Origin of the sequence: Micromonospora sp. M71_S20 (genome assembly GCF_003664255.1) — a bacterium.
Taxonomy (GTDB): domain Bacteria; phylum Actinomycetota; class Actinomycetes; order Mycobacteriales; family Micromonosporaceae; genus Micromonospora.
Genome location: NZ_RCCV01000002.1, coordinates 481,982 through 508,959 on the forward strand (window position 1 = coordinate 481,982; position 26,978 = coordinate 508,959).

At 74.4% G+C, this 26,978-nt stretch carries 26 protein-coding genes and 1 pseudogene; 13 read left to right on the top strand and 14 right to left on the bottom strand.

Annotated elements, in window-relative coordinates:
• The first annotated feature begins 20 nt into the window (after positions 1 to 20).
• Positions 21 to 383: a PH domain-containing protein gene (locus tag DER29_RS23085; protein WP_121399755.1), complete on the top strand. Its 363-nt coding sequence runs from the start codon at positions 21 to 23 to the stop codon at positions 381 to 383.
• Here DER29_RS23085 and DER29_RS23090 read toward each other — a convergent pair.
• From DER29_RS23090 to DER29_RS23115, 5 genes are all read right to left on the bottom strand, one after another.
• Positions 376 to 1,617, bottom strand: a complete 1,242-nt coding sequence (locus DER29_RS23090) for an RNA polymerase sigma factor (RefSeq protein WP_121399756.1) — start codon at positions 1,615 to 1,617, stop codon at positions 376 to 378. The genes DER29_RS23085 and DER29_RS23090 overlap by 8 nt on opposite strands.
• Complete coding sequence (locus DER29_RS23095; protein ID WP_121399757.1) at positions 1,610 to 1,945, bottom strand: YciI family protein; 336 nt, start codon at positions 1,943 to 1,945, stop codon at positions 1,610 to 1,612. The genes DER29_RS23090 and DER29_RS23095 overlap by 8 nt, the downstream gene beginning before the upstream one ends.
• A gap of 186 nt (positions 1,946 to 2,131) precedes the next feature.
• Entirely contained in the window at positions 2,132 to 2,545 is a 414-nt protein-coding gene (locus DER29_RS23100; RefSeq protein ID WP_121399758.1) for a hypothetical protein, read from the bottom strand.
• A gap of 710 nt (positions 2,546 to 3,255) precedes the next feature.
• Positions 3,256 to 3,762 (bottom strand): DUF3995 domain-containing protein, encoded by a 507-nt coding sequence (locus DER29_RS23110; protein WP_199729510.1) that lies wholly within the window; start codon positions 3,760 to 3,762, stop codon positions 3,256 to 3,258.
• Positions 3,749 to 4,210, bottom strand: coding sequence for a hypothetical protein (locus DER29_RS23115; protein ID WP_121399760.1), 462 nt, complete (start codon positions 4,208 to 4,210; stop codon positions 3,749 to 3,751). The genes DER29_RS23110 and DER29_RS23115 overlap by 14 nt, the downstream gene beginning before the upstream one ends.
• A 322-nt stretch (positions 4,211 to 4,532) precedes the next feature.
• On the opposite strand from DER29_RS23115, the gene DER29_RS23125 reads away from it, so the two are divergent.
• The 5 genes from DER29_RS23125 to DER29_RS23150 all read left to right on the top strand — a co-directional run bounded on the left by DER29_RS23125 (position 4,533) and on the right by DER29_RS23150 (position 8,157).
• Positions 4,533 to 5,159, top strand: a complete 627-nt coding sequence (locus DER29_RS23125) for a superoxide dismutase (protein WP_121399762.1) — start codon at positions 4,533 to 4,535, stop codon at positions 5,157 to 5,159.
• A gap of 134 nt (positions 5,160 to 5,293) precedes the next feature.
• Complete coding sequence (locus DER29_RS23130) at positions 5,294 to 5,629, top strand: YnfA family protein (protein ID WP_121399763.1); 336 nt, start codon at positions 5,294 to 5,296, stop codon at positions 5,627 to 5,629.
• Positions 5,630 to 5,669: 40 nt separating this feature from the next.
• Complete coding sequence (locus tag DER29_RS23135) at positions 5,670 to 6,065, top strand: hypothetical protein (RefSeq protein WP_121399764.1); 396 nt, start codon at positions 5,670 to 5,672, stop codon at positions 6,063 to 6,065.
• A 554-nt stretch (positions 6,066 to 6,619) separates the two neighbouring features.
• Entirely contained in the window at positions 6,620 to 7,114 is a 495-nt protein-coding gene (locus DER29_RS23145; protein WP_121399765.1) for a GNAT family N-acetyltransferase, read from the top strand.
• 104 nt (positions 7,115 to 7,218) lie between these two features.
• A complete protein-coding gene (locus DER29_RS23150) occupies positions 7,219 to 8,157 on the top strand; it encodes an MBL fold metallo-hydrolase (protein WP_121399766.1) in 939 nt (312 codons plus the stop codon).
• A gap of 153 nt (positions 8,158 to 8,310) precedes the next feature.
• Here the strand turns inward: DER29_RS23150 and ychF are convergent, their stop codons facing one another.
• The 3 genes from ychF to DER29_RS23165 form a co-directional block, all read right to left on the bottom strand.
• A complete protein-coding gene (gene ychF, locus DER29_RS23155; RefSeq protein ID WP_121400143.1) occupies positions 8,311 to 9,396 on the bottom strand; it encodes a redox-regulated ATPase YchF in 1,086 nt (361 codons plus the stop codon).
• Between the two features lie 173 nt (positions 9,397 to 9,569).
• Complete coding sequence (locus tag DER29_RS23160) at positions 9,570 to 10,304, bottom strand: peptidase E (protein ID WP_121400144.1); 735 nt, start codon at positions 10,302 to 10,304, stop codon at positions 9,570 to 9,572.
• 79 nt (positions 10,305 to 10,383) lie between these two features.
• On the bottom strand, positions 10,384 to 10,887 hold the full coding sequence (locus DER29_RS23165) for a MarR family winged helix-turn-helix transcriptional regulator (protein ID WP_233600112.1): 504 nt from the start codon (positions 10,885 to 10,887) through the stop codon (positions 10,384 to 10,386).
• Between the two features lie 93 nt (positions 10,888 to 10,980).
• On the opposite strand from DER29_RS23165, the pseudogene DER29_RS23170 reads away from it, so the two are divergent.
• A pseudogene (locus tag DER29_RS23170) lies at positions 10,981 to 11,748 on the top strand (EamA family transporter); the annotation flags it as partial.
• Positions 11,749 to 11,912: 164 nt separating this feature from the next.
• Here DER29_RS23170 and DER29_RS35540 read toward each other — a convergent pair.
• Entirely contained in the window at positions 11,913 to 12,395 is a 483-nt protein-coding gene (locus DER29_RS35540) for a hypothetical protein (protein WP_233600113.1), read from the bottom strand.
• 141 nt (positions 12,396 to 12,536) lie between these two features.
• On the opposite strand from DER29_RS35540, the gene DER29_RS23175 reads away from it, so the two are divergent.
• The 6 genes from DER29_RS23175 (at position 12,537) to valS (ending at position 22,729) form a co-directional block, all read left to right on the top strand.
• Positions 12,537 to 14,078, top strand: a complete 1,542-nt coding sequence (locus DER29_RS23175; RefSeq protein WP_121399768.1) for a DNA-3-methyladenine glycosylase 2 family protein — start codon at positions 12,537 to 12,539, stop codon at positions 14,076 to 14,078.
• A complete protein-coding gene (locus DER29_RS23180) occupies positions 14,075 to 14,575 on the top strand; it encodes a methylated-DNA--[protein]-cysteine S-methyltransferase (protein ID WP_121399769.1) in 501 nt (166 codons plus the stop codon). Before DER29_RS23175 ends, DER29_RS23180 begins: the two co-directional genes overlap by 4 nt.
• Before the next feature lie 48 nt (positions 14,576 to 14,623).
• Positions 14,624 to 16,441 (top strand): ABC transporter ATP-binding protein, encoded by a 1,818-nt coding sequence (locus DER29_RS23185; RefSeq protein ID WP_121399770.1) that lies wholly within the window; start codon positions 14,624 to 14,626, stop codon positions 16,439 to 16,441.
• On the top strand, positions 16,438 to 18,309 hold the full coding sequence (locus tag DER29_RS23190; protein WP_121399771.1) for an ABC transporter ATP-binding protein: 1,872 nt from the start codon (positions 16,438 to 16,440) through the stop codon (positions 18,307 to 18,309). The genes DER29_RS23185 and DER29_RS23190 overlap by 4 nt, the downstream gene beginning before the upstream one ends.
• A 129-nt stretch (positions 18,310 to 18,438) precedes the next feature.
• Positions 18,439 to 20,025, top strand: a complete 1,587-nt coding sequence (locus DER29_RS23195) for a trypsin-like serine protease (protein WP_121399772.1) — start codon at positions 18,439 to 18,441, stop codon at positions 20,023 to 20,025.
• An 88-nt stretch (positions 20,026 to 20,113) separates the two neighbouring features.
• Positions 20,114 to 22,729: a valine--tRNA ligase gene (valS, locus tag DER29_RS23200; RefSeq protein WP_121399773.1), complete on the top strand. Its 2,616-nt coding sequence runs from the start codon at positions 20,114 to 20,116 to the stop codon at positions 22,727 to 22,729.
• 38 nt (positions 22,730 to 22,767) lie between these two features.
• Here the strand turns inward: valS and DER29_RS23205 are convergent, their stop codons facing one another.
• The 5 genes from DER29_RS23205 to DER29_RS23225 form a co-directional block, all read right to left on the bottom strand.
• Positions 22,768 to 23,418, bottom strand: coding sequence for a hypothetical protein (locus tag DER29_RS23205; protein WP_233600114.1), 651 nt, complete (start codon positions 23,416 to 23,418; stop codon positions 22,768 to 22,770).
• A 93-nt stretch (positions 23,419 to 23,511) separates the two neighbouring features.
• Positions 23,512 to 24,222 (bottom strand): ABC transporter permease subunit, encoded by a 711-nt coding sequence (locus DER29_RS23210; RefSeq protein WP_121399774.1) that lies wholly within the window; start codon positions 24,220 to 24,222, stop codon positions 23,512 to 23,514.
• Between the two features lie 4 nt (positions 24,223 to 24,226).
• Positions 24,227 to 25,186, bottom strand: coding sequence for an ABC transporter ATP-binding protein (locus DER29_RS23215; RefSeq protein WP_121399775.1), 960 nt, complete (start codon positions 25,184 to 25,186; stop codon positions 24,227 to 24,229).
• Positions 25,183 to 26,064: an ABC transporter permease gene (locus DER29_RS23220; RefSeq protein WP_121399776.1), complete on the bottom strand. Its 882-nt coding sequence runs from the start codon at positions 26,062 to 26,064 to the stop codon at positions 25,183 to 25,185. Before DER29_RS23220 ends, DER29_RS23215 begins: the two co-directional genes overlap by 4 nt.
• Positions 26,057 to 26,971 (bottom strand): ABC transporter ATP-binding protein, encoded by a 915-nt coding sequence (locus tag DER29_RS23225; protein ID WP_121399777.1) that lies wholly within the window; start codon positions 26,969 to 26,971, stop codon positions 26,057 to 26,059. Before DER29_RS23225 ends, DER29_RS23220 begins: the two co-directional genes overlap by 8 nt.
• Between the last annotated feature and the right edge of the window lie 7 nt (positions 26,972 to 26,978).

Genomic DNA, 26,978 nt, shown 5'->3' on the forward strand with positions numbered 1-26,978 from the left:
GCCCTGCCTACCGTGGAGACATGGCGAACGCGACGTACGACCGCAAGGAGCAGTTCCAGCAGATCCAGAGCGGCCTGCTCCACGGAGAACAGATCATCGCCGTCTACGACGCCGTCGGCACCGGCACCGGCTTCATCGGCCTGACCGACCGGCGCGTCATCATCCAGGACCGCTCGTTCGTCGGCAAGCGGTACGCCATCACCAGCATCCCGTACTCGAAGATCACCAGCGTCAGCGTGGTCAGCAACAAGTCGTGGGGCGGCTCGTTCTTCTCCACCGGGGCCATCGCGATCCACGTCGGCACGCACACCTACGAGGTGGAGTTCCGGGGCTCCGACAAGAGCCACCACGTGCACAACGTGATCCTGCACCACATCAGCTGAGCTGGTCGGCGCGCTCCAGCAGGGCGCGGCGCTCCGCGCCACCGTGGGCGTCGGCGGCCCGTCGGAACAGCGCGGCGGCCCGCTCGCGGTCGCCCCGCCGGGCGGTCAGCTCGGCCTCGGCGGCGACGGCGAGCGGGTAGCCGTCCAGCGCCCCGCCGGCCCGGGCCGCGGCCAGCAGCGCCAGCCCCGCCGCCGGCCCGTGCGCGTAACCGTGCGCGACGGCGCGGTTCAGCTCGACCACCGGCGACGGCTGCCACCGGACGAGCCGGTCGTACGCCTCGGCGATCGCGGCCCAGTCGGTGGCCCCGGCGGACGCGGCGGTGGCGTGGCACGCGGCGATCCGGGCCTGGAGGGCGTACGGGCCGTCCGCCGGGACCCGCGCGAGGATGCCGACGCCCTCGGCGATCGCGGCGTGGTCCCAGCGGGCGCGGTCCTGCCGGTCGAGGGTGAGCAGGTTGCCGTCGCGGTCGCGCCGGGCGTCGCGCCGGGAGTGCTGGAGCAGGAAGAGGGCCAGCAGGGCGGCCACCTCGGGCTGGCCCGGCATCAGCCGGTCGAGCAACCGGGCCAGGCGGATCGCCTCGTCGGCGAAGGCGGGCTCGCCGTCGGCGTCGTAGCCCCGGGTGAAGAGCAGGTACAGCACGGCGAGGACGCCGGGGAGCCGCTCCGCGAGCATCGGACCGGTCGGCACGCGGTACGGGATGCCGGCGGCGGCGATCTTCGCCTTGGCCCGGGTGAGCCGCCGGGCCATGGTCGACTCGGTGACCAGGAGGGCCCGCGCGATGTCGGCGGTCGGCACCCCGCAGACCGTACGCAGCGTCAGGGCGACCCGCGCCTCCAACGCCAGGGCCGGGTGGCAGCAGGTGAAGACGAGCCGCAGCCGGTCGTCCACGATCTCCCCCTCCCCCGCCGTCCCCGGCTGCGGTTCCGGCTCCGGCCCGGTCAGCGCGAGGACGGCCAGCTCACGCAGCTTGCGCCGCTCGACCGAGGAGCGCCGGAGCACGTCGATCGCGCGGTTGCGGGCCACCGTCATCAGCCAGCCGCCCGGGTTGGCGGGCACGCCCTCCACCGGCCACCGGGTCAGCGCGAGCGCCGACGCCTCCTGGGCGCAGTCCTCGGCCAGGGTCCAGTCGCCGGTCACCCGGATCAGCGTCGCGACGATCCGGGCGTACGAGCCGGTGCTCGCGGCGGCGACGGCGTCGGCCACCGCGAGCCGCCCGGTGGGGCCGTCAGCCATCCAGGCTCACGATCGGGCGCAGTTCGAGCCGTCCCTCACGGGCCATCGGGTGGGCGCGCGCCACCTCGATCGCCTCGTCCAGGTCGGCGCACTCCAGCAGATCGAAGCCCACGATCACCTCCTTGGTCTCGGCGAACGGGCCGTCGGAGAGCAGCAACTCCCCGTTGCGGACGCGGACCGTGGTGGCCGCCGTCGTCTCTGCCAGGGCGTCACCCGTCAGCCGCCGGCCCCGGGCGTCGTTCTCCGCGACCCACGCCTCGACGTCCGGCCAGTCGGTCCGGTCGGTGTCCGGCTCGCTGTCGGTGCAGACGAACATCAGGTACTTCATGCCGCTCCTCGATGTCGGGTTCTCACCAGGGTGACGAACGGGCGACCCGGTTCCGGACAACGCGCGACCGCCGATCTCAGAATCTCGCGCTGTCACAGACGGGCGTTGACACCCATGGTGTTCCACCCGTCGGCCACGACGCCTGGCGGGGCGGCGGAGGGCGGGTTGGCGACGGCCTTCGCGCCCTCACTGCTGGTCGAGCAGGAACGGCACGTCCGGGCAGCTCAGGCACACGAAGACGCGCAGCGCGCCGTGCCGGCCCACGACCACTCCGGTCGGCTCGTACGGGTCGTCGTCCGGATCGCCGTCCGTCCGCGTCGGCTGCCAGCGCCCGGTGCCCCGCTCGGAGGAGGCGATGACGAGTGCCAACGTGGTGGGGCCGGCGCAGCGGGGGCACGGCGTCGGGCGCAGGTCGGTGAGGCTCCAGTCGGCGTAGCCGCCGACCTTCCAGCCGGGCGCCATGAAGGTGTCGACGTAGTCGTCGTCGTACTCACCCTCCTCGTCCTTCTCGTCGACAAGCGTCCGCAGGCCCGCCGGCAGCTCCTGCGGGTACGGGTACTCGACGACCCGTTCCGGGTGCAGCCGGCACGGCCGGGGCACGTACTCGTCGTTGCCGACCTCGCGCGCGGCGGCTCCGCGAGGAGGTCGGTCAGGTCGGCCTCCCGCCGCCAGCGCAGCTCCACCGTCGGCCCCCACGGGCCCTCGGAGTGCTCGAACGGGCACCACAACACCTGCAACAGGTCCGCCCCGCCGGGGCGGGGCAGGTCGGGGACGTCCTGCGCGCGCAACTGCGCCAGCGCGACCATCGGGTTCGGTACGGGGTGCGGTCGCGGCACGTACCGGTGGCCGACGACCGGGCCGCCCCCGCGCGAGCCCCAGCCGGTAAAACCCGGGCCGACCAGGGTGGCGACCTCCCGGTGCAGCTCGACCTCGCCCTCGGCCAGGACGTGCGACTGCCTGCGCCCGCGCTCCGCCGCCCGCATCCGGTTCACCAGCTCGGCCGGGATCGGCACCTCCTCGTGCACCATGTGCGGCGCCTCGCAGGTGGGCCAGGGCTCGTTGGCCGGCCAGCGCAGCGGCCCGCCGACGTGGCTCCCGGCGGCCGTGACCGCCCCCCGGCGCGGGTGCAGCCGGGTCGCCGTACGGCCGAGCTTCTCCAGCCCGGCGTAGCGGGCGAGCACGTCGGGCGGGAGGGGCGGGGTGATCATGGCGAGATCGTAGGCCGCCGACGGTCGCACGGTCAGCCGGTGCCGACGACGTCGCAGGGGTGTCAACACCGGCCCTCTACACGCGCAACCCGCACGGCAGCGTCAGCGGTGCCGCCTGCCCAGCCGCCATCCCGCCGCCGTCCAGCACGTCCCCCAGAGCAGGAAGAACGGCGACCACAGCAACAGGTCCCACCACGCCAGGTCGCGGGCCAGGGCGGCGTGCCCGACCGGAGGCGGCCGGACGCCGGTCAGCAGCAGCGCGTCACCGACCAGGCCGTGCCCCAGCGCCCCGACCGAACGGGCGATCATGAGGATGCCGAGCGTCCAGGTGACCGCCAGCAGCAGCCGGCGCGGCAGGGCGGCCCGCCACGGGCGCAGGGTGGCCAGCGCGACCACGACGCCGACGACCGCGGCGGCGGCCAGCACCCAGTGGCTCGCCACGAACAGCGGATCACGGGCGAGGAGCCGTTCGCGCAGCTCCGGCGGGAGCGGGTCCTTGTCGGCCAGCGCGTTGGCCCCCAGCGCCTGCGCGAGCTTCATCGTCCCGTAGGCCGACGCGCACGCCGCCGCGCCGTACGCGCCCACCCGCGCCCGGTCAGTGCGCGGCACGTCTCGTCGCCACCACGTAGGACCGGATCATCGCCACGAGCAGCCCGATCATGACGAGCCCGAGGACCCCGTGGTACCACTGCCAGCCCACGCCGAGGCCCACGAACCCGTCCACCACCATGATCGTCGCGCCGGCCCCGACGGCCAGCAGCATGCCCGCCAGCGCCAGCAGCATCAGGGGCCTCGGCACCCGGCGCCCCGGCGCCGTGACCGTGGCGAGGGCCAGGCAGGCGCCCGCCACCCCCGACGCGGTCGCCGACCACTGCGCGGTCGCCACGCCCATCATGTCGCGGGCGTAGCGTTCGTGCTCGGCAGCCGGGACGACCGGGCCGCCCGGGAAACCGAGCCGGGAGTCGAGAGCGAAGGCAGCCTTGCCCACGGCGTACGCGAGGAAGAGCACCGCCACCGCGTAGGCCGGCCATCGCCGCGCACCAGGAGAAGCGTCCATGGCCTCGACGCTAGGTCCGACGGGCCGCGCGCCGACTCCCGAGCGCGAGGGGACCGCCTCCCCCCTGGGAGGGAGCGCGGTGCGTCAGGCCGGGCACGGCCGGGGCTGGCGCCAGTTCACGGCCCGCATCTCGTACCGGTCGAGAGGGCTGAAGGGCGCGCCTCCACCGGTGATCATCGCGGCGTGGAGGCGCGCCCTGCCGACGGTGTCGGCCGTGGAGGGATCCCGTGCGACCCGCTCCAGTTGCCAATATTCCGTAGTTGCCATCACTTTGCAATAAGGCATACTGACCGGGAGAGCCTCCACTCGCGAAAGGGTCCCCATGGCCGTCTACCAGCTCCCCGACATGCCCTACGACTACGGGGCGCTCGAACCCGCCATGAGCGGTCAGATCCTGGAGCTGCACCACAGCAAGCACCACGCCGCGTACGTCAAGGGCAGCAACGACGCCCTCGACCAGCTCGCCGAGGCCCGCGACAAGGGCGACTACTCGGCGCTGGTCGGCCTGGAGAAGACGCTCGCCTTCAACCTCTCCGGGCACGTCCTGCACTCGATCTTCTGGAACAACCTCTCTCCGGAGGGCGGCGACCGCCCCGACGGCGAGCTGGCCGCCGCCATTCAGGAGCACTTCGGCTCGTTCGACGGCTTCGCCGGGCAGCTCTCCGCCGCCACGAAGAGCGTGCAGGGCTCCGGATGGGGCGTCCTGGCGTGGGAGCCGCTGGCGCAGCGCCTCATCGTCGAACAGGTCTACGACCACCACGGCAACGTCGGCCACGGCTCGACGCCGATCCTGGTCTTCGACGCCTGGGAGCACGCCTACTACCTTCAGTACAAGAACGTGCGTCCGGACTACGTCGACCGCCTCTGGGACCTGGTCGACTGGGCCGACGTCGCCAGGCGCTTCCACGCCGCGCGCGCCGCCGGCAACCCGCTCACCGTGGCGCCCTGATGGGCGGCCGACCCGGGACCCGGACTGGCCAGAGCATGGAGGACGTCGCGCGGGAACTGGCCCTGCACATCGCGGCCGTCAGCGGCGGGCCGCCCGCCCGATGACCAGGTGAGGCTCCGGCTACCTTCGACCCCATGACGGTGGCCCGCTCCATCCTGCTGTTCCTGCTCGCCGCGCTCGCCGAGATCGGCGGGGCCTGGCTCGTGTGGCAGGGCTGGCGCGAGAACCGGGGGCTGCTGTGGGTGGCGGCCGGGGTCATCGCCCTCGGGTTCTACGGCTTCGTCGCCACCTTCCAGCCCGACCCGAACTTCGGCCGCATCCTGGCCGCGTACGGCGGCGTCTTCGTCGCCGGCTCCCTCGCGTGGGGCATGGTCGTCGACAAGTTCCGCCCCGACCGCTACGACCTCGTCGGCGCGGCCCTCTGCCTGGTCGGGGTCGCCGTCATCATGTACGCCCCACGCAGCGGCTGAACCACGGGCGGTGTCGGACTCCGCCACTAGGCTGCGCGCCATGATCACAAGACCCACCGAGAAGTGGGGCCGCAGTGTGCGGGAGCAGCGGGCCGCGATCGCGGCGGGCACCCTCACCGAGGACGCCGCGTACGCCCTCCGCCTCTGGCCCGAACCCTTCATCACCGCCGTCGACACCGTTCTCGACGCCTACGAGACGGACGTACGCTCGCTCTCCTCGCCCTCCGACGAGGAGGTCTTCGCCGCGGTGGAGCGGGTGGTCATCGCCCTCAACGCCGTCAACGACGAGCACGGCAGGATCGAGACGGGGGAACGCGAGGACCTGTGCGAGCACATCGACGTCGTGCTGACGAGCGCGGGCCAGGACGTCGAGGCGCTCACCTCCCGGCGCGGCGTCGGACGGCACGAACTCACCGACGGGTGGCGCGACTGGTAGGGGCCGCCGAGCGCGGGAACGTCGCGCTCACCGGCACCTTCAGTGCGGTGACCGGGTCTCCGGAACCCGAGGCGGGCAGTCGACGGACACCGGGGCGATCTCGCGGGGTCCACTGGTCTCCGACCCACGTCGAACCGGACGCAGACGCTGTAGTGCGTCGTCCTCTCGCCGAGCCAGGTATTGGAGGCGGCGCCCACCATCGCCACCTCCACCCTGGCCAGCAGCCCCACACCGTGATCGTCGGAATTGTGGACCGAGGAGGCGAGTTGCTCGCCCTCGGTCAGGGCGACGAGCCGGTTGAGCACCGACTCGTTGCTCGCCCAGCCGCTCAGGCTGTGCGAGTCGGTCGCCCACGCCTCGGTCTCGCGGGCGACCTGCTCGGCCCTCTCCAGGACCCGGTCCCGGGCTGTGTCGTGGCTCGAACGGGCGCATCCGGCGGAGGACAGCACGACGAGGCAGGCCAGCAGAGCACCGAGCCCGACGTTGCCCGTCGCCCTCCGGAGGCACCCGATACCGGGTTGCCCGCCTCCCGCCCCTGCGGCAGCCTGCACGGCATGATCGAGACGCGGGTGCTCAGCGGGGGCGACTGGAAGATGTGGCGGGAACTGCGGCTCGCCGCGCTGGCGGAGGCGGCGTACGCGTTCGGCTCCCAGCTCGCGGACTGGCAGGGCGACGGCGACCGCGAGGAACGCTGGCGCGGTCGGCTGGCCATCCCCGGCTCTCACAACATCCTGGCGATGCTGAACGGGCAGCCCGTCGGGATGGCCAGTGGGGTGCCGACCGGGCAGGACGGCGTCGTCGAGCTGATCTCGATGTACGTCGCCCCGGCGGGACGTGGCCGGGGCGTGGGCGACCACCTCGTGCGGGCGATCGAGCAGTGGGCACGGCAACTGGGCTCGGCGACGTTGCGGCTGGCCGTCGTGGAGGGCAACAGCAACGCCTGGGCGCTCTACCAGCGGCACGGCTTCCGGGACACGGGTGAGCCGGGTGACCTCATGCCCGACGGCGTGCGCCGGGAGCACATCCTGACCAAGAGCCTCGCCAGCTAGGGGTCGGCCGTCGGTCGCGCCCGCCGTCAGGCCGGCCGCAGCGCGGGGCGGGACGGGCCGCCGAGAGCACCCGCCGACCGCACGTGAGGAGGTAGCGTCCCGCCATGCGCGTGAAGCTCGGCCGCCCCGACCTGGACGCGTACGCCGACCGGTTCGACGTCCCGCCCGCGGCCGAGGGCTTCAGCGTCACGTTCCTCGGCACCGCCAGCCTGCTCTTCGACGACGGCGACACCGCGATCATGACCGACGGGTTCTTCTCCCGGCCGTCCCTGCCCAGGGTCGCCCTGGGCAAGCTCGCACCCGACGACGCGCGCATCGGCTCCGCGCTCACCCGGCTGGGACTGCACCACGACGCTGGTGGTCACCGGCTTGCGGCCGTGATCCCGGTACACACCCACTTCGACCACGTCCTGGACTCCGCGACCGTCGCCCTACGCACCGGTGCGGTGCTCACCGGTGGCCCGTCCGCGGCCTGGGTCGGCCGAGGGGCCGGTCTCACCGACGACCGCATCCAGGTCGTCACGCCCCGCGAACCGGTGACCCGGGGCCCCTTCACCCTGACGTTCGTTGAGTCCACGCACTGCCCACCGGATCGCTTCCCCGGCACCATCACCGCACCCGTGGTGCCCCCGGCCAGAGCCGCCGCCTACCGGTGCGGTGAGGCGTGGTCGGTGTTCGTCGCACACACGAGCGGCCGGACGGCCCTGGTCCAGGGCAGCGCCGGCTACCTGCCGGGAGCGCTGGACGGATGCCGGGCCGATGTGGTCTACCTGGGCGTCGGCCAGCTCGGCGGGCAGCACGAGGACCACATCCGCACCTACTGGTCCCAGACCGTACGCGCCGTCGGGGCCCGGCGCGTGGTCCTCGTCCACTGGGACGACTTCTTCCGCCCGCTCGACCGGCCGCTCCGCGCCCTGCCGTACGCGGGCGACGACCTCGACCTCACCATGCGCGTCCTCACCCGGCTGGCCGACCAAGACCGGGTCGCGCTGCACCTGCCGACCGTGTGGCGCCGGGAGGATCCCTGGGCGGGACTCCGGTGACGCGGGGACACCGCCGGCACGCCGCCGACCGGTGACACGGCCGGGCGTATCCCACGTCGGCGTAGCTCAACGTGGGGTTGCGGAACCGCTCGGTTGTGTCCAGGGCGATTCACCCAGCAGGTCACGGCAGGCCGTCGGGCGGACCGACCGGGTTCAGACGTTGAAGCGGAACTCCACGACGTCGCCGTCCTGCATGACGTACTCCTTGCCCTCGATCCGGACCTTGCCGGCGGCCTTGGCCGCCGCCATCGAACCGGCCGCGACCAGGTCGCCGAAGGAGACCACCTCGGCCTTGATGAAGCCGCGCTGGAAGTCGGAGTGGATGACCCCCGCGGCCTCCGGCGCGGTCGCGCCGACCGGGATGGTCCAGGCGCGCGCCTCCTTGGGGCCGGCGGTGAGGTACGTCTGGAGTCCGAGCGTGCGGAATCCGACGCGGACGAGCTGGTCCAGGCCCGGCTCGTTCTGCCCGATCGACTCCAGCAGCTCGCGGGCCTCCTCGTCGGGCAGATCCACCAGCTCGGACTCGATCTTGGCGTCCATGAAGACCGCCTCGGCCGGCGCCACCAGGGCGCGCAGCTCGTCGAGGAACTCGGCGTTGCCCAGCTCGGCCTCGTCGACGTTGAAGACGTACAGGAAGGGCTTGGTGGTGAGCAGGTGCAGCTCGCGCAGGTGCTCCAGCTCGATGCCCGCGTCCTTGGCGCCCGCGTAGAGGGTGACACCGGTGTCGAGCAGCTCGACGGCCTGCTTGGCGGCGGTGACGGCGGCGGCCCGGTCCTTGCGGAGCTTGGCCTCCTTCTCCAGCCGGGGCAGCGCCTTCTCCAGGGTCTGGAGGTCGGCGAGGATCAGCTCGGTGTTGATCGTCTCGATGTCGTCGGCCGGGGAGACCTTGCCGTCGACGTGCACCACGTTCGGGTCGGAGAAGGCCCGGACGACCTGGCAGATCGCCGAGGCGTCGCGGATGTTCGCCAGGAACGCGTTGCCCCGGCCCTGCCCCTTGGAGGCGCCGCGCACCAGGCCGGCGATGTCGACGAACGACACCGGGGCGGGCAGCACCTTCTGGGAGCTGAAGATCTCGGCGAGCGTGTGCAGCCGCTCGTCCGGCAGCCCGACGACCCCGACGTTGGGCTCGATGGTGGCGAACGGGTAGTTCGCCGCGAGCACGTCGTTCTTGGTCAGCGCGTTGAACAGGGTGCTCTTGCCGACGTTGGGCAGGCCGACGATGCCGATGGTGAGACTCACGACGAGCCAGCTTACGCCGATGCCCCGCACCCCGGTTCAGGCAGGCCGGTGCACCGGCCCCACGCCCGACCGATCTTGGTACGAGACTGCCCCTTCAGGGGCGCTCCCGTACCAAGATCGGCCCGGAGGACCGGGCCGGCCCGGAGGACCGGGCCGGGGTCGGGTGAGCCGGCTCAGCCGAGCAGGCGCGGCGGGATCGGGGTCTCCCGCACCGTGCCGTCCTCGGCGCGGCTGACCTCGTACGCCGAGGGGCCCTCGCGGTCGGCGACCGCCTCGACCAGTCGGGTGCCCCGGTAGAGCAGGCCGGTGCCGTCGTCGGTGCAGTGGGCGGTCGGCAGCGTGCCGTCGCCGACCAGCCGGTGCATCAGCGGGCGGCGCTGCACCTCGCTGTCGTAGTGCACGCCGTTGCCGTAGGGCAGCCAGCCCAGCCCGTCGGTGAAGCCGCGCAGGGTGGTGCCGAAGCTGTCGGTGGCCCCGCCGGCGTGCCAGCAGATCGAGCCGGCGGAGACGCCGCCGAGCACCACCCCGGCCTCCCAGCACTCGCGCAGGATCTCGCCGAGGCCGTGCACGCGCCAGACCGCGCAGAGGTTGGCGACGCTGCCGCCGCCGACCCAGATCACGTCCTGGGCGAGCAGGTGGGCGCGAACGTCGTCGACGTTCGGCATCGGGAACAGCGCCAGGTGCGTCATGCGGAACCGGCTGCCGGCGAACGCCTCGTAGACCCGGGCGAGCGTGGTCGGCTGGTCGCCCTCGGCCTGGTTGAGGAAGCAGATCCTCGGCTCCGGCCCGGCCTCGGCCAGCTCGGCGGCGAGGTCGAAGACGGGATTGACCCGTCGGGGCCCGCCCTCGTGGCGCGGCGCGTAGATGCCCATGCTGGTGGCGAGGATGGTCGGTTCGCTGGCGGGCACGGTCGTCCTTCCGTCGGGGTCGGCGACGCCCATCCTGCCCGAGGCCCGCCGCCGGGCGCCGGCCACCCGCCTGCCGGGCTCAGCGCCCGCCGTCGGTGACCGCGCCCAGCAGCGTACGCAGCAGGTCGGCGAGGCGCCGCTGGTCGTCGGCGGGCAGGGCGTCGAGCAGCCGACGCTGGACGGCCAGCCCCGCCTCGGCGGCCTCCTCCACCAGTTCGAGGCCGGCCGGGGTGAGCGTGACCTGGAGCCCGCGCCGGTCCGCCGGGTCGGGTGAGCGGCGCAGCAGCCCGGCGCGTTCCAGCCGGTCGAGCCGGCCGGTCATTCCCCCGGAGGTGAGCATCAGCGAGGCGGTGAGCGCCTTCGGCGCCAACGTGTAGGGGGCGCCGGCGCGGCGCAGGGCGGCGAGCACGTCGAACTCGCCCCGGCTGATCGACCAGCGGGCGTAGGTGCGTTCCTGCTCGTCGCCGACGAGCCGGGCCAGCCGGTAGATCCGGCCGAAGACCGCCATCGGCTCGGGGCGCATCCCGGGCCGCTCCCGCTGCCACTGCTCGACGATGCCGTCGACGTCGTCCCGCTCGGTCACCCCCGGATTGTGCCGCACCTCGCACTCCCGCTTTACCTCGCCGCAAAGTAGCTTAGTAGCAAGATACTTAGCATCAAGGATTAGTGAGGGACCGTGGACCGACGCCGGCTCGACATCCTGCTCACCGCCGCCGCGCCGACCGCGTGGGGCACGACGTACCTGGTCACCAGCGAACTGCTGCCGCCCGACCGGCCGCTCTGGTCCGGCGTGATCCGGGCCCTCCCCGCCGGTCTGCTGCTGCTCGCGCTGACCCGGCACCGCCCGCACGGCGCCTGGTGGTGGCGCGCGGCCGTGCTCGGCGCGCTGAACATCGGAGCGTTCTTCCCGCTGCTCTTCTTCGCCGCGTACCACCTGCCCGGCGGGGCCGCCGCGGTGCTCGGCGCCACCCAGCCGCTGCTGGTGGCGGGGCTGACGGTGCTCGTGCTCCACGAGCGGCCCCACCCCCGGGCGCTGGCCGCCGCGCTCGCGGCGCTCGCCGGGGTCACCCTGGTCGTGCTGCGCCCCGACGCGGGCCTCGACCCGACCGGCGTCGCCGCCGGGCTGACCGCCACCGCCGCGATGGGCGCGGGCCTGGTGCTGACCCGTCGCTGGGGTCGCCCACCGGGCGTCGGCACGCTCACCGCCACCGGCTGGCAGCTCACCGCCGGCGGGCTGATGGTGGTGCCGGCGGCCCTGCTGGTCGAGGGGACGCCGCCCGTGCCCGACGCGCCGGCGCTGGCCGGGTACGCGTGGCTGGCGCTGGTCGGGACGGCGCTGGCGTACGCGCTGTGGTTCCGGGGCGCGGCCCGGCTGCCGGTCACCCAGGTCTCGCTGCTCGGCGCGCTCAGCCCGCTGACGGCCGCCGCGCTCGGCTGGGCCGTGCTCGGGCAGGCGATGACCGGCTGGCAGCTCGCCGGCTTCGCCGTGGCGGTCGGCGCCACCGTGGCCGGGCAGCTGCCGGTGCGCCGGCCCGGTGCGGCGGGTCAGTCGCCTGGCCCGGCGGGTCAGTCCCGCGGCCCGGTCGGTCAGTCGCGCGGCCCGGTCGGTCAGTCGCGCGGCCCGGCCTGCCGGGGAACCACGGCCTCGATCGGCAGGGCACCGGGAGCCAGCTCCCCGGCGGCGGCCAGCGGCAGGGTGAAGCGGGCCTCGGCGGCGGGACCGGCCGCGTACGACTCGCGGAGCATCCAGCGCGCCTCGTCGGCCGTCCAGCCCAGCCCGGCGCGACCGGCGATCTCCCGGACCAGGCGCAGCGCCACCCGGGTGTCGTCGTCGTAGAACCGCATGCACCAGTGGTGCACCCACATGCCCAGCGCGCGCAGGCCGTCGGCGTCGAGCGACCGCACCAGCCGGCCGCAGGCGGTGTCACCGAACGCCCGCCCCGGGTCGCCGGCCCGGTCCCGTTCGATCGCGCCGACGGCGGCCGGGGCGACCGCGCGCATCCGGTCGTAGAAGCGCTGCACCACCACGCCGTCCAGCGGAGGGTGCCCGTCCCGTGTCGACGCCGCCCGCCGACCCGCCACGCTCGCCATCGCCGCACCCCTTCTTGAGTTGGTGGCCGGACGGTACCGACCACAACCGACACTTTCGGCTCCGGACGTCCCGTTCACGCCCGCACGGCCAGGTCCGATTCCCGCGAGCCAGGGGCGCCGAGCAGGGGCATCATCGGTGACGTGGAGTTGGACTTCGAGCGGTGCTACCGGGCGGTCGACAGCCGCGACCAGCGGTTCGACGGCTGGTTCTACACCGGCGTCACGTCGACCGGGATCTACTGCCGGCCGTCCTGTCCGGCGATGACGCCGAAGCGGCAGAACGTCCGGTTCTTCCCCTCAGCCGCCGCCGCCCAGACGGCGGGGCTGCGCGCCTGCCGACGCTGCCGGCCGGACGCCGCCCCGGGCTCCCCGCAGTGGGACGTACGGGCCGACGTCGTCGGTCGGGCCATGCGGCTGATCGCCGACGGGGTGGTGGACCGCGACGGCATCCCGGGGCTGGCCGCCCGGCTGGGCTACACCGAACGGCACCTGCACCGGATGCTGCGGGCCGAGATGGGCGCCGGCCCCCTGGCCCTGGCCCGGGCACAGCGCGCACAGACCGCCCGCACCCTGATCGAGACAACCGGGCTGGGCATGGCGGAGGTCGCGTTCGCCGCCGGGTTCGGCAGCGTGCGGCAGTTCAACGACACGGTCCGGGAGGTGTTCGGGGCGGCCCCGTCCGAGCTGCGCACCGCCCGACGCCGGTGCCCCGTTCCGGGCGGGGCGGGCACCATCACGCTGCGGCTCGCGTACCGCCCGCCGCTGCACGCCGAGGCGCTGCTGGACTTCCTCGCGCTGCGCGCGCTGCCCGGCGTCGAGGAGGTGCGCGACGGGACGTACCGGCGGGGCCTGCGGTTGCCGCACGGCCCGGGCGAGGCGGCCCTGACCCCGGCGGACGGGCACGTGACGGCGACGCTGCGGCTGACGGACATGCGCGACCTCGCCCCCGCCGTGGCCCGCTGCCGGCGCCTGCTCGACCTCGACGCCGATCCGACCGCCGTCGACGGCACGCTCGCCGCCGACCCGGCGCTGACCGGGGTGGTCGCCGCCGAGCCGGGTATCCGGCTCCCCCGCTCGGTCGACGGCTTCGAGATGGCCGTGCGCGCGATCGTCGGCCAACAGGTCTCCGTGCGCTCGGCCCGCACCACCCTCACCCGCCTCCTGACCCACCTGCGCCCACCCGCCCCCACCCCCGACCCCGCCGGCGTCGATCAAGAGGTCTGGGCGCCCGGGGAGCGCTCTCGGGAGCCCGAACCTCTTGATCGACCAGCCGAGGGGGCGGGGAGCGGGGAGGGGGCCGGTTGGCTGCGGGGGTTTCCGAGTGCCGAGGAGGTGCTCGGGGTGCCGGACGAGGTGTTCGGGATGCCGGCGGGGCGGCGGGAGACGATTCGCGGGCTGGCCCGTGCGATCGCCGACGGGTCGCTGGACCTGGCGCCCGGCGGGGACCGCGAGGAGAGCGTCCGGCGGCTGCTGGCGCTGCCCGGGATCGGGCCCTGGACCGCGGGCTACGTCGCCATGCGCGCCCTCGGCGACCCGGACGTCCTGCTCCCCACCGACCTCGCCGTACGCCGGGGCGCCGCCGCCCTCGGCCTCCCCGACGCCCCCACGACCCTCGACACGTACGCCGACCGCTGGCGCCCCTGGCGCTCGTACGCGGTGATCCGACTCTGGAGAGCAGCATGAGCATGAACGACAGCACCGTCATCGACACCCCCGCCGGCCCGCTCAGCATCGTGGCCGGCCCGGACGGCGCGGTCCGGGCGGCGGGCTTCACCGGCGACCCGGAGAGCCTGCTCCCCCTGATGCACCCGGCCCTGCGGGCGCCGTTGCGACGCCGGGCCGACCTCGGCCCCGTCTCCGTCGCCGTGGCGTCCTACCTGGACGGCGAGCTGGCCGCGATCGACGCCGTGCCGGTGGAGCAGCACACGGGGGGCGCGTTCATGGCGCACGCCTGGCAGGTGCTGCGCGAGGTGAAACCGGGAGACCCGGTGACCTACACCGGTTTCGCCGGGCTGGCCGGCCGCCCCGCCGCCGTACGGGCCGCCGCGGCGGCCTGCGCCCGTAACGCCGCCGCCCTCTTCGTCCCCTGCCACCGGGTGCTGCGTACCGACGGGACGCTCGGCGGCTACCGCTGGGGGCTGGACGTGAAGAAGTGGCTTCTCGGGCACGAGCGGCCATGACGGGAAGCCGACACCTGCGCCGGCCCCGTTTGAGGCTACCGTCGGGTAGTGCCTGCGGAAGGTGACGGCGACCCGGCCTGCCCGGTCGATGCCGGCCGGCACCCGCTGCACAACCTCTGGCGACTGCGCCACTACCTGCGCCCGCACGCGGCCGAGTTCGGCTGGCTGCTGCTCGCCGGCCTCGCCGCCACCGGGGCGGGCATCGCCGTACCGCTGGTCGCGCAGCGGGTGGTGGACGGCCCGGTGGCCCGGCAGGACCCGGCCGGGCTGTTCCGGCTGGCCGGGCTGGCGCTGCTGCTCGGCCTGGTCGAGGCGCTGCTGATCTTCATCCGACGCTGGGTGCAGTCGTCGTCCTCGATGCGGATCGAGGCGGCCATCCGCGAGGACGTCTACGCCCACCTGCAACGGCTGCCGACCAGCTTCCACGACCGCTGGCAGTCCGGCCAACTGCTCTCCCGGGTCACCAGCGACCTGTCGGTGCTGCGCCGGTTCCTCTCCTTCGGCCTCTTCTTCCTGATCCTCAACCTCGTCACCTACCTGGCCGTGGTGACGCTGCTGATCCGCCTGCACCCCGCGCTGGGGCTGCTGGTGGCGGCCAGCGCGGTGCCGCTGTTCCTGATCAGCCGGCGCTTCGCGCGGCACTACCACGCGGCCTCGCGGCGGATGCAGGACCAGCAGGGCGACGTGGCCACGCTGGTCGAGGAGACCGCGCAGGGGCTGCGCACGATGAAGGCGTACGGGCGGGGGCCGGAACTCGCCGCCCGCTTCGCCGCCGGCGCGCGGGCGCTGCACGACACCGGGGTCGGCAAGGGCCGGCTGCTGGCCCGCACCTCCGCCCTGCTCGACCTGGTGCCCAACCTGACCCTCGGCGTGGTGCTGGTCGCCGGCGCGGCGGCCGCCGCGGGCGGGGTGCTGACCATCGGCGAACTGGTCGCCTTCGTCAGCCTCCAGCTGATGCTGATCTGGCCGGTGCAGTCGCTGGGCTGGATCATCGCCAACGGGCAGGAGGCCGCCACCGCCGCCGACCGGGTACGCGAGGTGCTGGACACCCCGCCGGCCATCGTGGACGCCCCGCACGCGCTCGCCCTGCGCCGCGCCGACGTACGCGGGCGGCTCCGCTTCGAGCGGGTCTCGTTCCGCTACCCGGGCACGGCCGCGCCGGTGCTGCGGGAGATCGACCTGACCGTCGAGCCGGGCGAGACGGTGGCGCTGGTCGGGGCGACCGGCTGCGGCAAGAGCACCCTGCTCTCCCTGGTGCCCCGGCTGCACGAGGTGACCGGCGGGCGGATCACGCTGGACGGGCACGACCTGCGCGACCTGCGGCTGTCCGCCCTGCGCCGGCTGGTCGGGGTCGCCTTCGAGGAGCCGACGCTGTTCTCCATGTCGGTGTGGGAGAACCTCACGCTCGGGCGGCCGGAGGCCGGCGAGGACGAGGTGCGCGCCGCGCTCGCCCTCGCCCAGGCCGACTTCGCGTACGAGCTGCCGTGGGGGTTGGCCACCCGGGTGGGCGAGCAGGGGCTGTCGCTCTCCGGCGGGCAGCGGCAACGGCTGGCGCTGGCCCGCGCGGTGCTCGGCCGCCCCGCGCTGCTCGTGCTGGACGACCCGCTGTCGGCCCTGGACGTGCACACCGAGGCGCTGGTCGAGACCGCGCTGAAGCGGGTGCTGCGCACCACCACCGCCCTGCTGGTCGTGCACCGGCCCTCCACGATCGCCCTCGCCGACCGGGTGGCGCTGCTGGAGGAAGGCCGGATCACGGCCGTCGGGCAGCACTCGGAGCTGCTCGCCGGCGTGCCGGCGTACCGCGCGGTGCTCTCCGCCGAGCCCACCCCCGCGCCACCCGGCGACCGCGGCCTGGTGCGTTCGTGACCGGCGACGCCGGCCGGCGCACGAACGGGGCGGACCTCGCCCGGTGGCGCGGCGTCGCCACCGACCCGGACGCGGACCGCAGCCGCGCCGAGGACACCGACCCCGAGGCGGTGGCCCGGCTCCGCGCCCGCAGCCGGGTGCTGCTGCGCGACCTGCTGCGCCCGCACCGGCGCCGCCTCGGGCTGGCCGTCGCGCTGCTGCTCGGCCAGAACGCCGCCGCGATGGCCGGGCCGTACCTGGTGATGCTCGGCATCGACCGGGCGATCGCGCCGCTGCGGGCCGACGATCCCGGCCCGCTGGTGGTCGTCGCCGCCGGGTTCGCCGCCGCCACCGCCGTCGAGTACACCGCCCGCCGGGGCTTCCTCACCCTCTCCGCGCGGATCGGCCAGGCCGTCCTGCTCGACCTCCGCCAGCGGGTGTACGCGCACTTCCTGCGCCTGTCGGTGGCGTTCCACGAGCGGTACACCTCGGGCCGAATGGTCTCCCGGCTCACCAGCGACCTGGACTCGATCGGCGAACTGGTCGGCGGCGGCATCGACGGCCTGGTGCTGGCCGTGCTGTCGATCCTGTCGGTGGCCGGCATCCTGCTCTGGCTGGACGTGCCGCTGGCCGCGGTGACGCTGCTCGCGTTCCCGTTCCTGTTCTGGCTGAGCCGCTGGTTCGCGCGGGCCTCGGCGGACGCGTGGCGGCGCACCCGGGAGACGGTGGCGCTGGTCATCGTCCACTTCGTCGAGTCCATGCGCGGCATCCGGGCGGTGCAGGCGTTCCGCCGGGAGCCGCGCAACCAGCAGATCTTCGGGGCGGTCAGCGACGACTACCGGCGGGCCAGCCGGGACGCGTTCCGGCTGATCGCGACGTACTCGCCCGGGATCAAGGTGATCGGCAACGTGACCGTGGCGGTGGTGCTCTGCTACGGCGGCTGGCGGGTGCTGGGCGGGGCGACCGGGATCGGGGTGCTGGCGGCGTTCCTGCTCTACCTGCGGCGGTTCTTCGAGCCGATGCAGGAACTGAGCCAGTTCTACAACTCGCTCCAGTCGGCCACGGCCGCGCTGGAGAAGCTCGCCGGGGTGCTCGACGAACGACCGTCGGTGGCCGAACCGGCGCGGCCCGTGCCGCTGCCCGCCGGGCCGGGGCGCGGGGCGGTCGTCTTCCGGGCGGTCACCTTCGGCTACCGGCCGGACGCGCCGATCGTCGCCGGGCTGGACCTCGCCGTCCCGGCCGGCCAGACCGTGGCGCTGGTCGGCGCGACCGGCGCCGGCAAGTCGACCGTCGCCAAGCTGCTCGCCCGGTTCCACGACCCGTTCTCGGGCGCGGTCACCCTCGACGGGGTCGACCTGCGCGAGGTCGCCGACGCGGAGCTGCGGCGCGCCGTGGTGCTGGTGACCCAGGAGACCCACCTGTTCGGCGGCACGGTCGCGGAGAACATCCGGTTCGGCCGTCCCGGCGCGGACGACGCCGCCGTGGAGGCCGCCGCGCGGGAGATCGGCGCGCACGACTTCATCGCCGCCCTCCCCGACGGGTACGCCACCGAGGTGCAGCGGCGCGGCGGCCGGCTCTCCGCCGGGCAGCGGCAACTGGTCGCCTTCGCCCGGGCGTTCCTGGCCGACCCGACGGTGCTGATCCTGGACGAGGCCACCTCGTCGCTGGACGTGCCCACCGAGCGGCTGGTGCAGCACGCCCTCGGCACCATCCTGGCCGACCGCACCGCGCTGGTGATCGCGCACCGGCTCTCCACCGTGGAGACGGCCGACCGGGTGCTGGTGCTCGACGCCGGCCGGATCGTCGAGGACGGCCCGCCCGCCCGGCTCGCCGTCGCCGGTGGCCGGTACGCCGCCCTGCACCGGCAGTGGCGCGACTCCCTGGTGTGAGCCCCGGTCGGTCGCGCCCGCCGGTCGAGGCCCCCCCCGATGATCGTCGATGCCACTAGACTCACCGGGCCGAGCGGAGCGGTCCACCGGGTGGTCGTCCCGACGGCGGCGACGAGGGGGGGTTGCGACGTGCGGTTCGGACGACGGGTGATGGTGGCCGGGGTGGTCACCGCCTGCGCGCTGGGTGCGGCGGCGGTCGGCGGAATGCCGTTCGGCGACGCCGGCCGGACACCGGCCACGCTCACCGCCGGGGAGACCCCGGTGTCGCCGGGTGACGACGCCACCCCGACGGGCGCGCCGGTCCGCGCCGACAGCGGGCTCGGCAGCCGCCCCCGAGGCGGCGCCACGCCCGGCGCGGCGGTGACCCTCCGGGCCCGGCCGGCCGCCGAGGTCGCCGCCGACAGCCCCGCCTCGGTCTCCTACCTGCGCGACCGCTACCGGGTCGACGCCGACGAGGCGGCCCGGCGGCTCGCCCTCCAGGAGCTGTCCGCGCCACTGGCCGCACGGCTCGCCACGGAGTTCCCCGCCGCGTACGGCGGGATGTGGCTGGACCAGGCCGCCGGCGGCGTGCTGACCGTCGCCGCCACCGGCGTCGAGCCGGTCCGGGCGGCGCTGGCCGGCATGCCGGACGCGGCGCACGTCCGGGTGGTGCCGGTGCGCCGCCCGCTGCGGCAGCTCACCGAGGCGGCGACCCGGCTGGCCACCACGCTCGACGCCACGGCCGGCGCCGACGTCCTGGTCGACGAGCGGGCCAACGAGGTCGTCGTGCTGACCGGCGACCGGATCGCCGCCGACGACCCCCGGTTGGCCGGGGCGCTGCGCGCCGCCGGGGTGCCGGCCCGCGCGCAGGCCCGGATCGCCGAGACCGTGGTGCAGAAGGCCTGCGACCCGCGCTACTGCGCGCAGGCGCCGATGCGCGGCGGCATCCGGCTGGACGTGCCGCGTGACGACGACACCGTGGGCGGCTGCACGACGGGCTTCAACGTGGTCGCCGGGCTGCGCGACGCGTACGTGCTGACGGCGGGGCACTGTGTCGTCGGGGGGCGGCACCAGCTGGTGGACCGCACCTGGCACCAGTTCCTCGGCCCGAAGGTGCCGGTGACCGTCGAGTCGTCGAGGCCGGGGCTGGCCGAGAACGCCTACCCGTACGACTACGCGATCATGCCGTACCAGGCCGGCGCGACCGGGCTGTGGGCGTACCCGGCGGGGGCCACGCAGGTGCCCAGCCTGGTCAACTACTGGTGTGTGCCGGACAGCACCGGTTGCGCCACCCGGGGCAGCCGCGACGTGGCGATCACCGGGCACGTGCCGTGGAGCGCCATCCAGCCCGGCTGGGTGGTCTGCGCCACCGGAGCGGCGTACACCCCGAAGGCCGGCGAGCAGTACGTCGACTCGGGCGCCGGCGCCGGCTACGTGCCCGGCACCCGCTGCGGGGAGATCATCGGCAAGAGCAGCGGCGGCATCGACGTGCGCATCTGTGCCCGCCCGGGCGACAGCGGCGGCCCGCTCTTCACCGAGGCCGACGGCAAGGCGCTGGGCATCCTGTCGCACGGCGACCCGGGACAGGGCCCCTGCACCAACCCGAACGAGCGCAACTCCTACGCCCCGGTCTCCACGATCCTCGAGCGGGCGAACGCCCGCACCCACGGGGGCTTGCGGCTCCGGCTGGCCACCCAGGGCCCGGTCCCCCCGCTGACCCGGCCGGCCATCCGCTGACCCGTCGACCGGGCGCGTCGGAGGGCATCCGTCGCGGCACGCGGGTTATCCCGTGGTCCGGCCTCCGGCCGCTGCCTACCATCGACGGATGACCGACACGGAGAGGGCGGCGCGCGCCGGCGTCCCCGAACGTCCGAGCCTGGACGGCATCGAGGAGACCTGGGCGCGCCGCTGGCAGGAGGACGGCACGTACGCGTTCGACCGCGCGAAGACGACCGTTCGGGGGCGCAGCGCGGCGTCAGACGCGCCGAGCCCGAACGGTCGCAGCGCCGACGTGTACGCGATCGACACCCCGCCGCCGACCGTATCGGGCGAGCTGCACATGGGGCACGTCTTCTCGTACACGCACACCGACGTGGTGGCCCGGTTCCAGCGGATGCGCGGGCGAACGGTCTTCTACCCGATGGGCTGGGACGACAACGGCCTGCCCACCGAGCGCCGGGTGCAGAACGTGTACGGCGTGCGCTGCGATCCGGCGCTGCCGTACGACCCGGACTGGCAGGCCCCCGAGGCGCCGGTGGGCGAGGCCGCCCGCAAGGACCCGACCCCGGTCTCCCGGCGGAACTTCATCGAGCTGTGCGAGCGGCTGACCGTCGCCGACGAGCAGGTCTTCGAGGCGCTCTGGCGGCGGCTCGGGCTGTCCGTGGACTGGTCGTTGACGTACACGACGATCGGCGCGGCGGCCCGGGCGGCCTCGCAGCGGGCGTTCCTGCGGAACCTGGCCCGGGGCGAGGCGTACCAGGCGGAGGCGCCGACGCTCTGGGACGTCGGCTTCGCCACCGCCGTCGCCCAGGCGGAGCTGGAGGACCGGGAGCGGCCCGGGGCGTACCACCGGCTGCGGTTCGCCGGGCCGGGCGGGCGGGAGGTGCTGATCGACACCACCCGCCCGGAGCTGCTGCCGGCCTGCGTGGCGCTGGTCTGCCACCCCGACGACGAGCGGTACGCCGACCTGGTGGGCGGCACCGCGCGTACGCCGGTCTTCGGGGTGGACGTGCCGGTGCGGGCGCACCCGCTGGCGGACCCGGCCAAGGGCACGGGCATCGCGATGGTCTGCACCTTCGGCGACCTGACCGACGTGACCTGGTGGCGGGAGCTGCGGCTGGACACGCGCGTGGTGATCGGCCGGGACGGCCGGCTGCTGCCCGAGCCGCCGCCCGGCGTGCCGGGGCAGCCGTACGCGGCGCTGGCCGGGCAGACCGTCAACGGCGCCCGGCGGACGCTGGTGGAGCTGCTGGCCGACGCCGGCGACCTGGTCGGCGAGCCGCGACCCGTCACCCACCCGGTGAAGTTCTACGAGCGCGGCGACCGGCCGCTGGAGATCGTCTCGACCCGGCAGTGGTACCTGCGCAACGGCGGACGCGACGCGGGCCTGCGCGAGGAACTGCTGGCCCGGGGCGGTGAGCTGCGCTGGGTGCCGGAGCACATGCGGCACCGCTACGCGCACTGGGTGGGCGGCCTGACCGGCGACTGGCTGGTCAGCCGGCAACGCTTCTTCGGCGTGCCGGTGCCGGTGTGGTACCGGCTCGACGACGCTGGCGAGCCGGACTGGTCCCAGCCTCTCACGCCGGCGGAGTCCGCGCTGCCGATCGATCCGTCCACCGACGCCCCGCCGGGGTTCGAGGAGTCGCAGCGGGGCCGCCCGGGGGGCTTCGTCGGCGATCCCGACGTGCTCGACACCTGGGCCACCTCGTCGCTGACCCCGCAGATCGTCGGCGGGTGGGAGACCGACCCGGACCTGTTCGCCCGGGTCTTCCCGATGGACCTGCGCCCGCAGGGGCAGGAGATCATCCGCACCTGGCTGTTCTCCACCGTGGTCCGCTCGCACCTGGAGCACGGGGTGCTGCCCTGGCGGGACACGGTGCTCTCCGGTTGGATCCTCGACCCCGACCGGAAGAAGATGTCCAAGTCCAAGGGGAACGTGGTCACCCCGATGGCGCTGCTGGAGCAGCACGGCTCCGACGCGGTGCGGTACTGGGCTGCCAACGGCAAGCCGGGCATGGATCTCGCCTTCGACCCGGCCCAGATCAAGGTCGGCCGGCGGCTGGCGACCAAGCTGCTGAACGCGTCGAAGTTCGCCCTCGGGCTGGGCGCCGCCGACGCGCTGCGGGCACCGGCCACCGAGCCGCTGGACCGCGCCATGCTCGCCGAACTCTCCGGCGTGGTCGCCGCCGCGACGTCGGCGCTCGAGGCGTACGACCACACGGCGGCGTTGCAGGTCGCCGAGGCCTTCTTCTGGCGGTTCTGCGACGACTACATCGAGCTGGTGAAGGAGCGCGCCTACGGCTCCGGGCCGGGGGCGGACTCCGCCCGGGCGGCGCTGGCCACCGCGCTCTCGGTGCAGCTGCGGCTGTTCGCCCCGGTGCTGCCGTACGCGACCGAGGAGGTGTGGTCGTGGTGGCGGTACGGCTCGGTGCACCGCGCGACCTGGCCCACCACGTACGAGGTGGACCGGGCGATCCAGGGCGCCGGCGAACCGGAGCTGCTGCGGCTGGCCGCCGACGCGCTCAGCCAGGTGCGCCGGGCCAAGTCGGAGCGGAAACTGTCGATGAAGGCGGAGGTGCCGCTGGCCGAGGCGCTCGGCCCGGCGGCCCTGCTGGAACAGCTGACCGTGGTCGCCGACGACGTCCGGGCCGCCGGCCGGATCACGAAGCTGGACCTGCTGCCCGACCGCACCCCGGAACTCGTGATCGCCTGCGCGTTCTGACCATGGCGCCCCGCCGCGCCCCTACGGCGCGGCGGGGCTCACCAGCCGCGCAGCAGCCGCAGGCCGAGCAGGAAGGCCACGACGGCGGGACCGACCAGCAGGGTGATCGCCTGGAGGCGGTACGGCATCCGGTGCCGGGTCAGCTCCACGGCGTTGCCCAACACGATCACCCCGGCCAGCATCAGGAACGCGCCCCACATGGGGGCCGCCCCGACGTCGACCAGGTCGACGCGGGTCAGTTGCAGCGTCCCGCCGAGCAGCAGGGCGCCGGCCAGCGCCAGCAGGGAGACCGTCCGGTGCAGCCCCCGGGCCAGTGGGTGGACCAGCCACCAGCGGTAGGTACCGGCGACCGCCAGGCAGGGCAGGACGACCATCAGGGGCCAGCCCCGCCCGAACACGCCGAACATCAGCAGCGCCCCGACGGCGAACACCAGCGCGCCGAGGCAGGCGACCACGTAGCCGACGAAGGCCCGCCCGCCGCCCCTGGCCAGCAGCGGCCCTCCGGTGGCGGCGATCAGCGCGCCGGGGATCAGCACGAACCCCGCCCACCAGTGGAAGTGGCCGGTGGACTGCGCGGCCGTGGTGGTCGCCGCCGCCGCCAGCCCGGCCACCGCCAAGCTGACCATCCAGTGCCGGCCGGCACCCGGATAGGACTCCCGCGACATCATCAGCCCCGTCTCCGCGCTCACGCCGACAGCCTCGCCCAGCCGCCCGGCCCGGTCCATCCGGGCAGCCCTACCATCGCGAGGTCGGGCTGCCCGGAGGGGCCGTCAGGTCAGGGCTCAGCTCGTCTCGCCGGCCACGCTGAAGGAGCGGAGCCGGTCGATGGCCAGCAGCGTGAAGCCCGCGCTGATCAACGCGGCCATCACCGCCGCCACCGGCACCGAGACGCCGGCCTCCAGCAGCCCGGTGGGGGCCATCCGGTCGGCGAGGGCGATCACGTACTGCTGGATGGAGAGCACCTTGGTGCCGCTGACGACGTTGCCGAGCAGCCCCTCCCAGATCAGCACGTAGACCAGCCCGAGCAGCACCGGCCGCCGGGTGAGCAGGCTGAGCGCCACGAACAGCGCCGAGTACGCCAGCGCACCGACCGCCGACGCGGCGGCGAGCGCCAGTCCGAGTCGTACGGAGTCGGCCAGCACGCCCGCCACGTAGATCGGCACGGCGACGGTGACCGCGGTGACGCCGGCGGCCACCGCCAGCTTGGGCAGCACGATCTGCCAGCGCGGCAACGGCTTGGTCAGGATGTGCACGACGGTGCCGTCGTCGATCTCGGCGCCCAGCACGCCGGTGCCGACGATCAGGGCGACCACCGGGAGCACCACGGCCAGGCCGAGGCCGACCAGCACCGGCGGGCCCCACTCGCCCGGGTCCACCCCGAGCGCGCGGGAGAGCACGGCGAGCAGCACCAGCACCACGGGCAGCGGCAGCAGCAGGAGGAACCGGCGACGCCCGAACAGCCCCCGCACGGTGATCCAGGAAACGGTAGACATGGGTTCAGGCCTCCACGAGGTAGGAGAAGACGCTCTCCAGGGATTCGTCCTCGGGCACCAACTGCCGCACCCGGATGCCCTCCGCCAGGGCGATCTTCGGCAGGACGCGGGTGAACGCGCCGTAGTCGCCGGCCCGCACGGTCAACCCGGCGCGGCCCAGCTCGACCCCCGTCACCGACGCCTCGGCCATCAGCGCGACGGCGAGCGCCCGGTCGTCGGTGGAGTGCACGGCGAAGACGTGCGGCCGGTTGGTCATCAGCCGGCGGATCGTGCGGAAGTCGCCGGATGCGGCCAGCCGGCCGGCGACCATCACCTGGACGGTGCCGGAGACCTGCTCGACCTCCTCCAGGATGTGCGAGCTGAACAGGATGGTGCGGCCGGCGTCGCCGAGGCGGTGCAGCAGCTCCATCATGTGCAGCCGCTGCCGCGGGTCCATCCCGTTGAACGGCTCGTCGAGCAGCAGCACCTGCGGCTCGTGCACCAGCGCCGCGGCCACCCGGGCGCGCTGCCGCATGCCCTTGGAGTACGTGCCGATCCGGCGGTCCTGCGCGCCCTCCATCTCCACCAGGGCGATCGCCCGGCGGGCCGCCTCCGCCGGGTCCGGCAGCCGGTGCAGCTTCGCGCTGGCCAGCACGAACTCGTACGCGGTGAGGAAGGTGTGCACCGCCTCGCGCTCGCTCACCAGGCCGAGCCGGCGGTAGACCTCGGGGTTGCGCCAGGTGGGCCGGCCGTCCAGGCTGACCGCCCCGCGCGACGGGGCCAGGAAGCCCGCCATCATGTGCAGCAGAGTGGTCTTGCCCGCGCCGTTCGGGCCGAGCAGCCCGGTGACGCCGGGGCCGAGGCTCATGCTGACGTCGTTGACGGCCACCACGTTGCCGTACCAGCGGGAGACGCCCGCGAGGTCGAGGGTGCTGGCGGCGGCGGTCGGCGTCCCCGCCGCCTGGTCGACGCTGATCGTGGTCATCGGGCGGCCACCTTCCGGTATCGCAGCATCAGCAGGGCGACGCAGCCGGCCACGAGCAGCACGGCGGCGACCCCGTAGACCGGGCCGAAGTCGCCGATCGGCACTCCGCCCTCCCCCTCGAACAGCAGCAGGTCGCCGAGCGCCCAGGTGCCCACTCCGCCCACCAGCGTCGAGGGCGAGGCGAGGAAGGCCAGTTCGTTGACAGTCTGGGAGGGCATGATCGACAGGGTGCCGACGATCGGGGTGGTCATCAGGAACACGGCCACGATCCCGCCGGCCGCGAACGCCCGCTTGCCGGTGGACGAGGCGACCAGCAGCCCGACCGAGGCGAAGACCGCCGCCCAGAGCCCGGCGTAGAGCAGGCTGGGCAGCAGGTCGAGCAGCTCGTTCCAGACCCCGCGCATGCCGTCGCCGGTGGTGAACGCGGCGCCCAGGAACATCACCAGCTGCGGCCCGCCGAGCAGCAGCCAGAGCGCGGTGGCCAGCGCCAGCAGCTTGGCCAGCGGGTAGTCCGACCTCGGCAGCGGCCGGGAGAAGTAGAGCGGCAGCACCCCGCTGCGCAGGTCCCGCGAGACCAGCTCGGGGGCGACCGCCGCGACGAAGAAGATGACCAGCCAGCTCATGTTGTCGGCGAACTGGGCGTACGTCATCACCACCTCGCCGACCTGGCTGCGCACCGCAGCGAGCCCGGCCGCCACCACGGTGACGATCGCGACCACCAGCCAGGGGAAGATCTTGGCCTTCGCGCTGCGGCCCAGCCCGAACGCCGTCCGCAGACCGTGCAGGTAGAGCGCGCCGAAGACGGCCCGGCGGCCCAGCCGGGGGCCGGTGTAGCGCTGGTAGCCGATGTCGTGGATGACGCCGGTCGGCTCAGGCATGGCTGGGCTCCCTCGTGGCGAAGAGTTCGGCCACCCGGTGCCGGCGCTGGTCCAGCCGGTGCAGCGGCAGGTCCAGCTCGGCGACCGCGCCGAGGATCAGGTCGTAGGTGGCGTCGTCGGCGAGCTCGACGAGCAGCAGCCGGCCGTCCCGGCGTACCGGCAGGTCGAGCGCGGCCAGCCGGGCGGCCAGTTCGTCGGTGCCCTCGCTGACCTCGACGGCGAGCACGTCGGTGGCCGAGGTCATTGCGGAGATGTGGTCGGCGCGCAGCAGCCGCCCGCCGTCGATGGCGACCAGGGTGTCGCAGATCCGCTCGACCTCTCCCAGCAGGTGCGAGCAGACCAGCACGGAGATGCCGAACTCGGTGCCGATGCGGTGCACCAGCGCCAGCATGGCGTCGCGGCCGGCCGGGTCGAGTCCGTTGGTCGGCTCGTCGAGCAGCAGCAGGTCGGGGTCGTGCACCAGCGCCTGGGCGAGCTTGACCCGCTGCTTCATGCCGGTGGAGTAGCCGCCGACCGGGCGGTAGCGCTCCTCGTAGAGCCCGACGTGCCGCAGCGCCTCGGAGGCCCGTTCCCGGGCGACCGTACGCGGCAGGCCACTGACCCGGCCGAGGTGGGTGACCAGCTCGGCGGCGGAGAGGTCCGGGGGCAGGGCGTCGTGCTCGGGCATGTAGCCGACCCGGGCGCGGACCTGGGCGGAGTCGGTGGTCGGGTCGAGGCCGAGCACCCGGACCCGGCCGCTGGTCGGGGCGAGGAGGCCGAGCAGGATCTTGATCAGGGTGGACTTGCCGGCGCCGTTCGCACCGACCAACCCGATGATCCCCGGCTCGACCGCGACGGTCAGGTCGGCCAGCGCGGTGACCCCACCCCCGTACGTCTTGGTCAGCGACTCGGTCGCGATGAGTGTCACGTCGTAC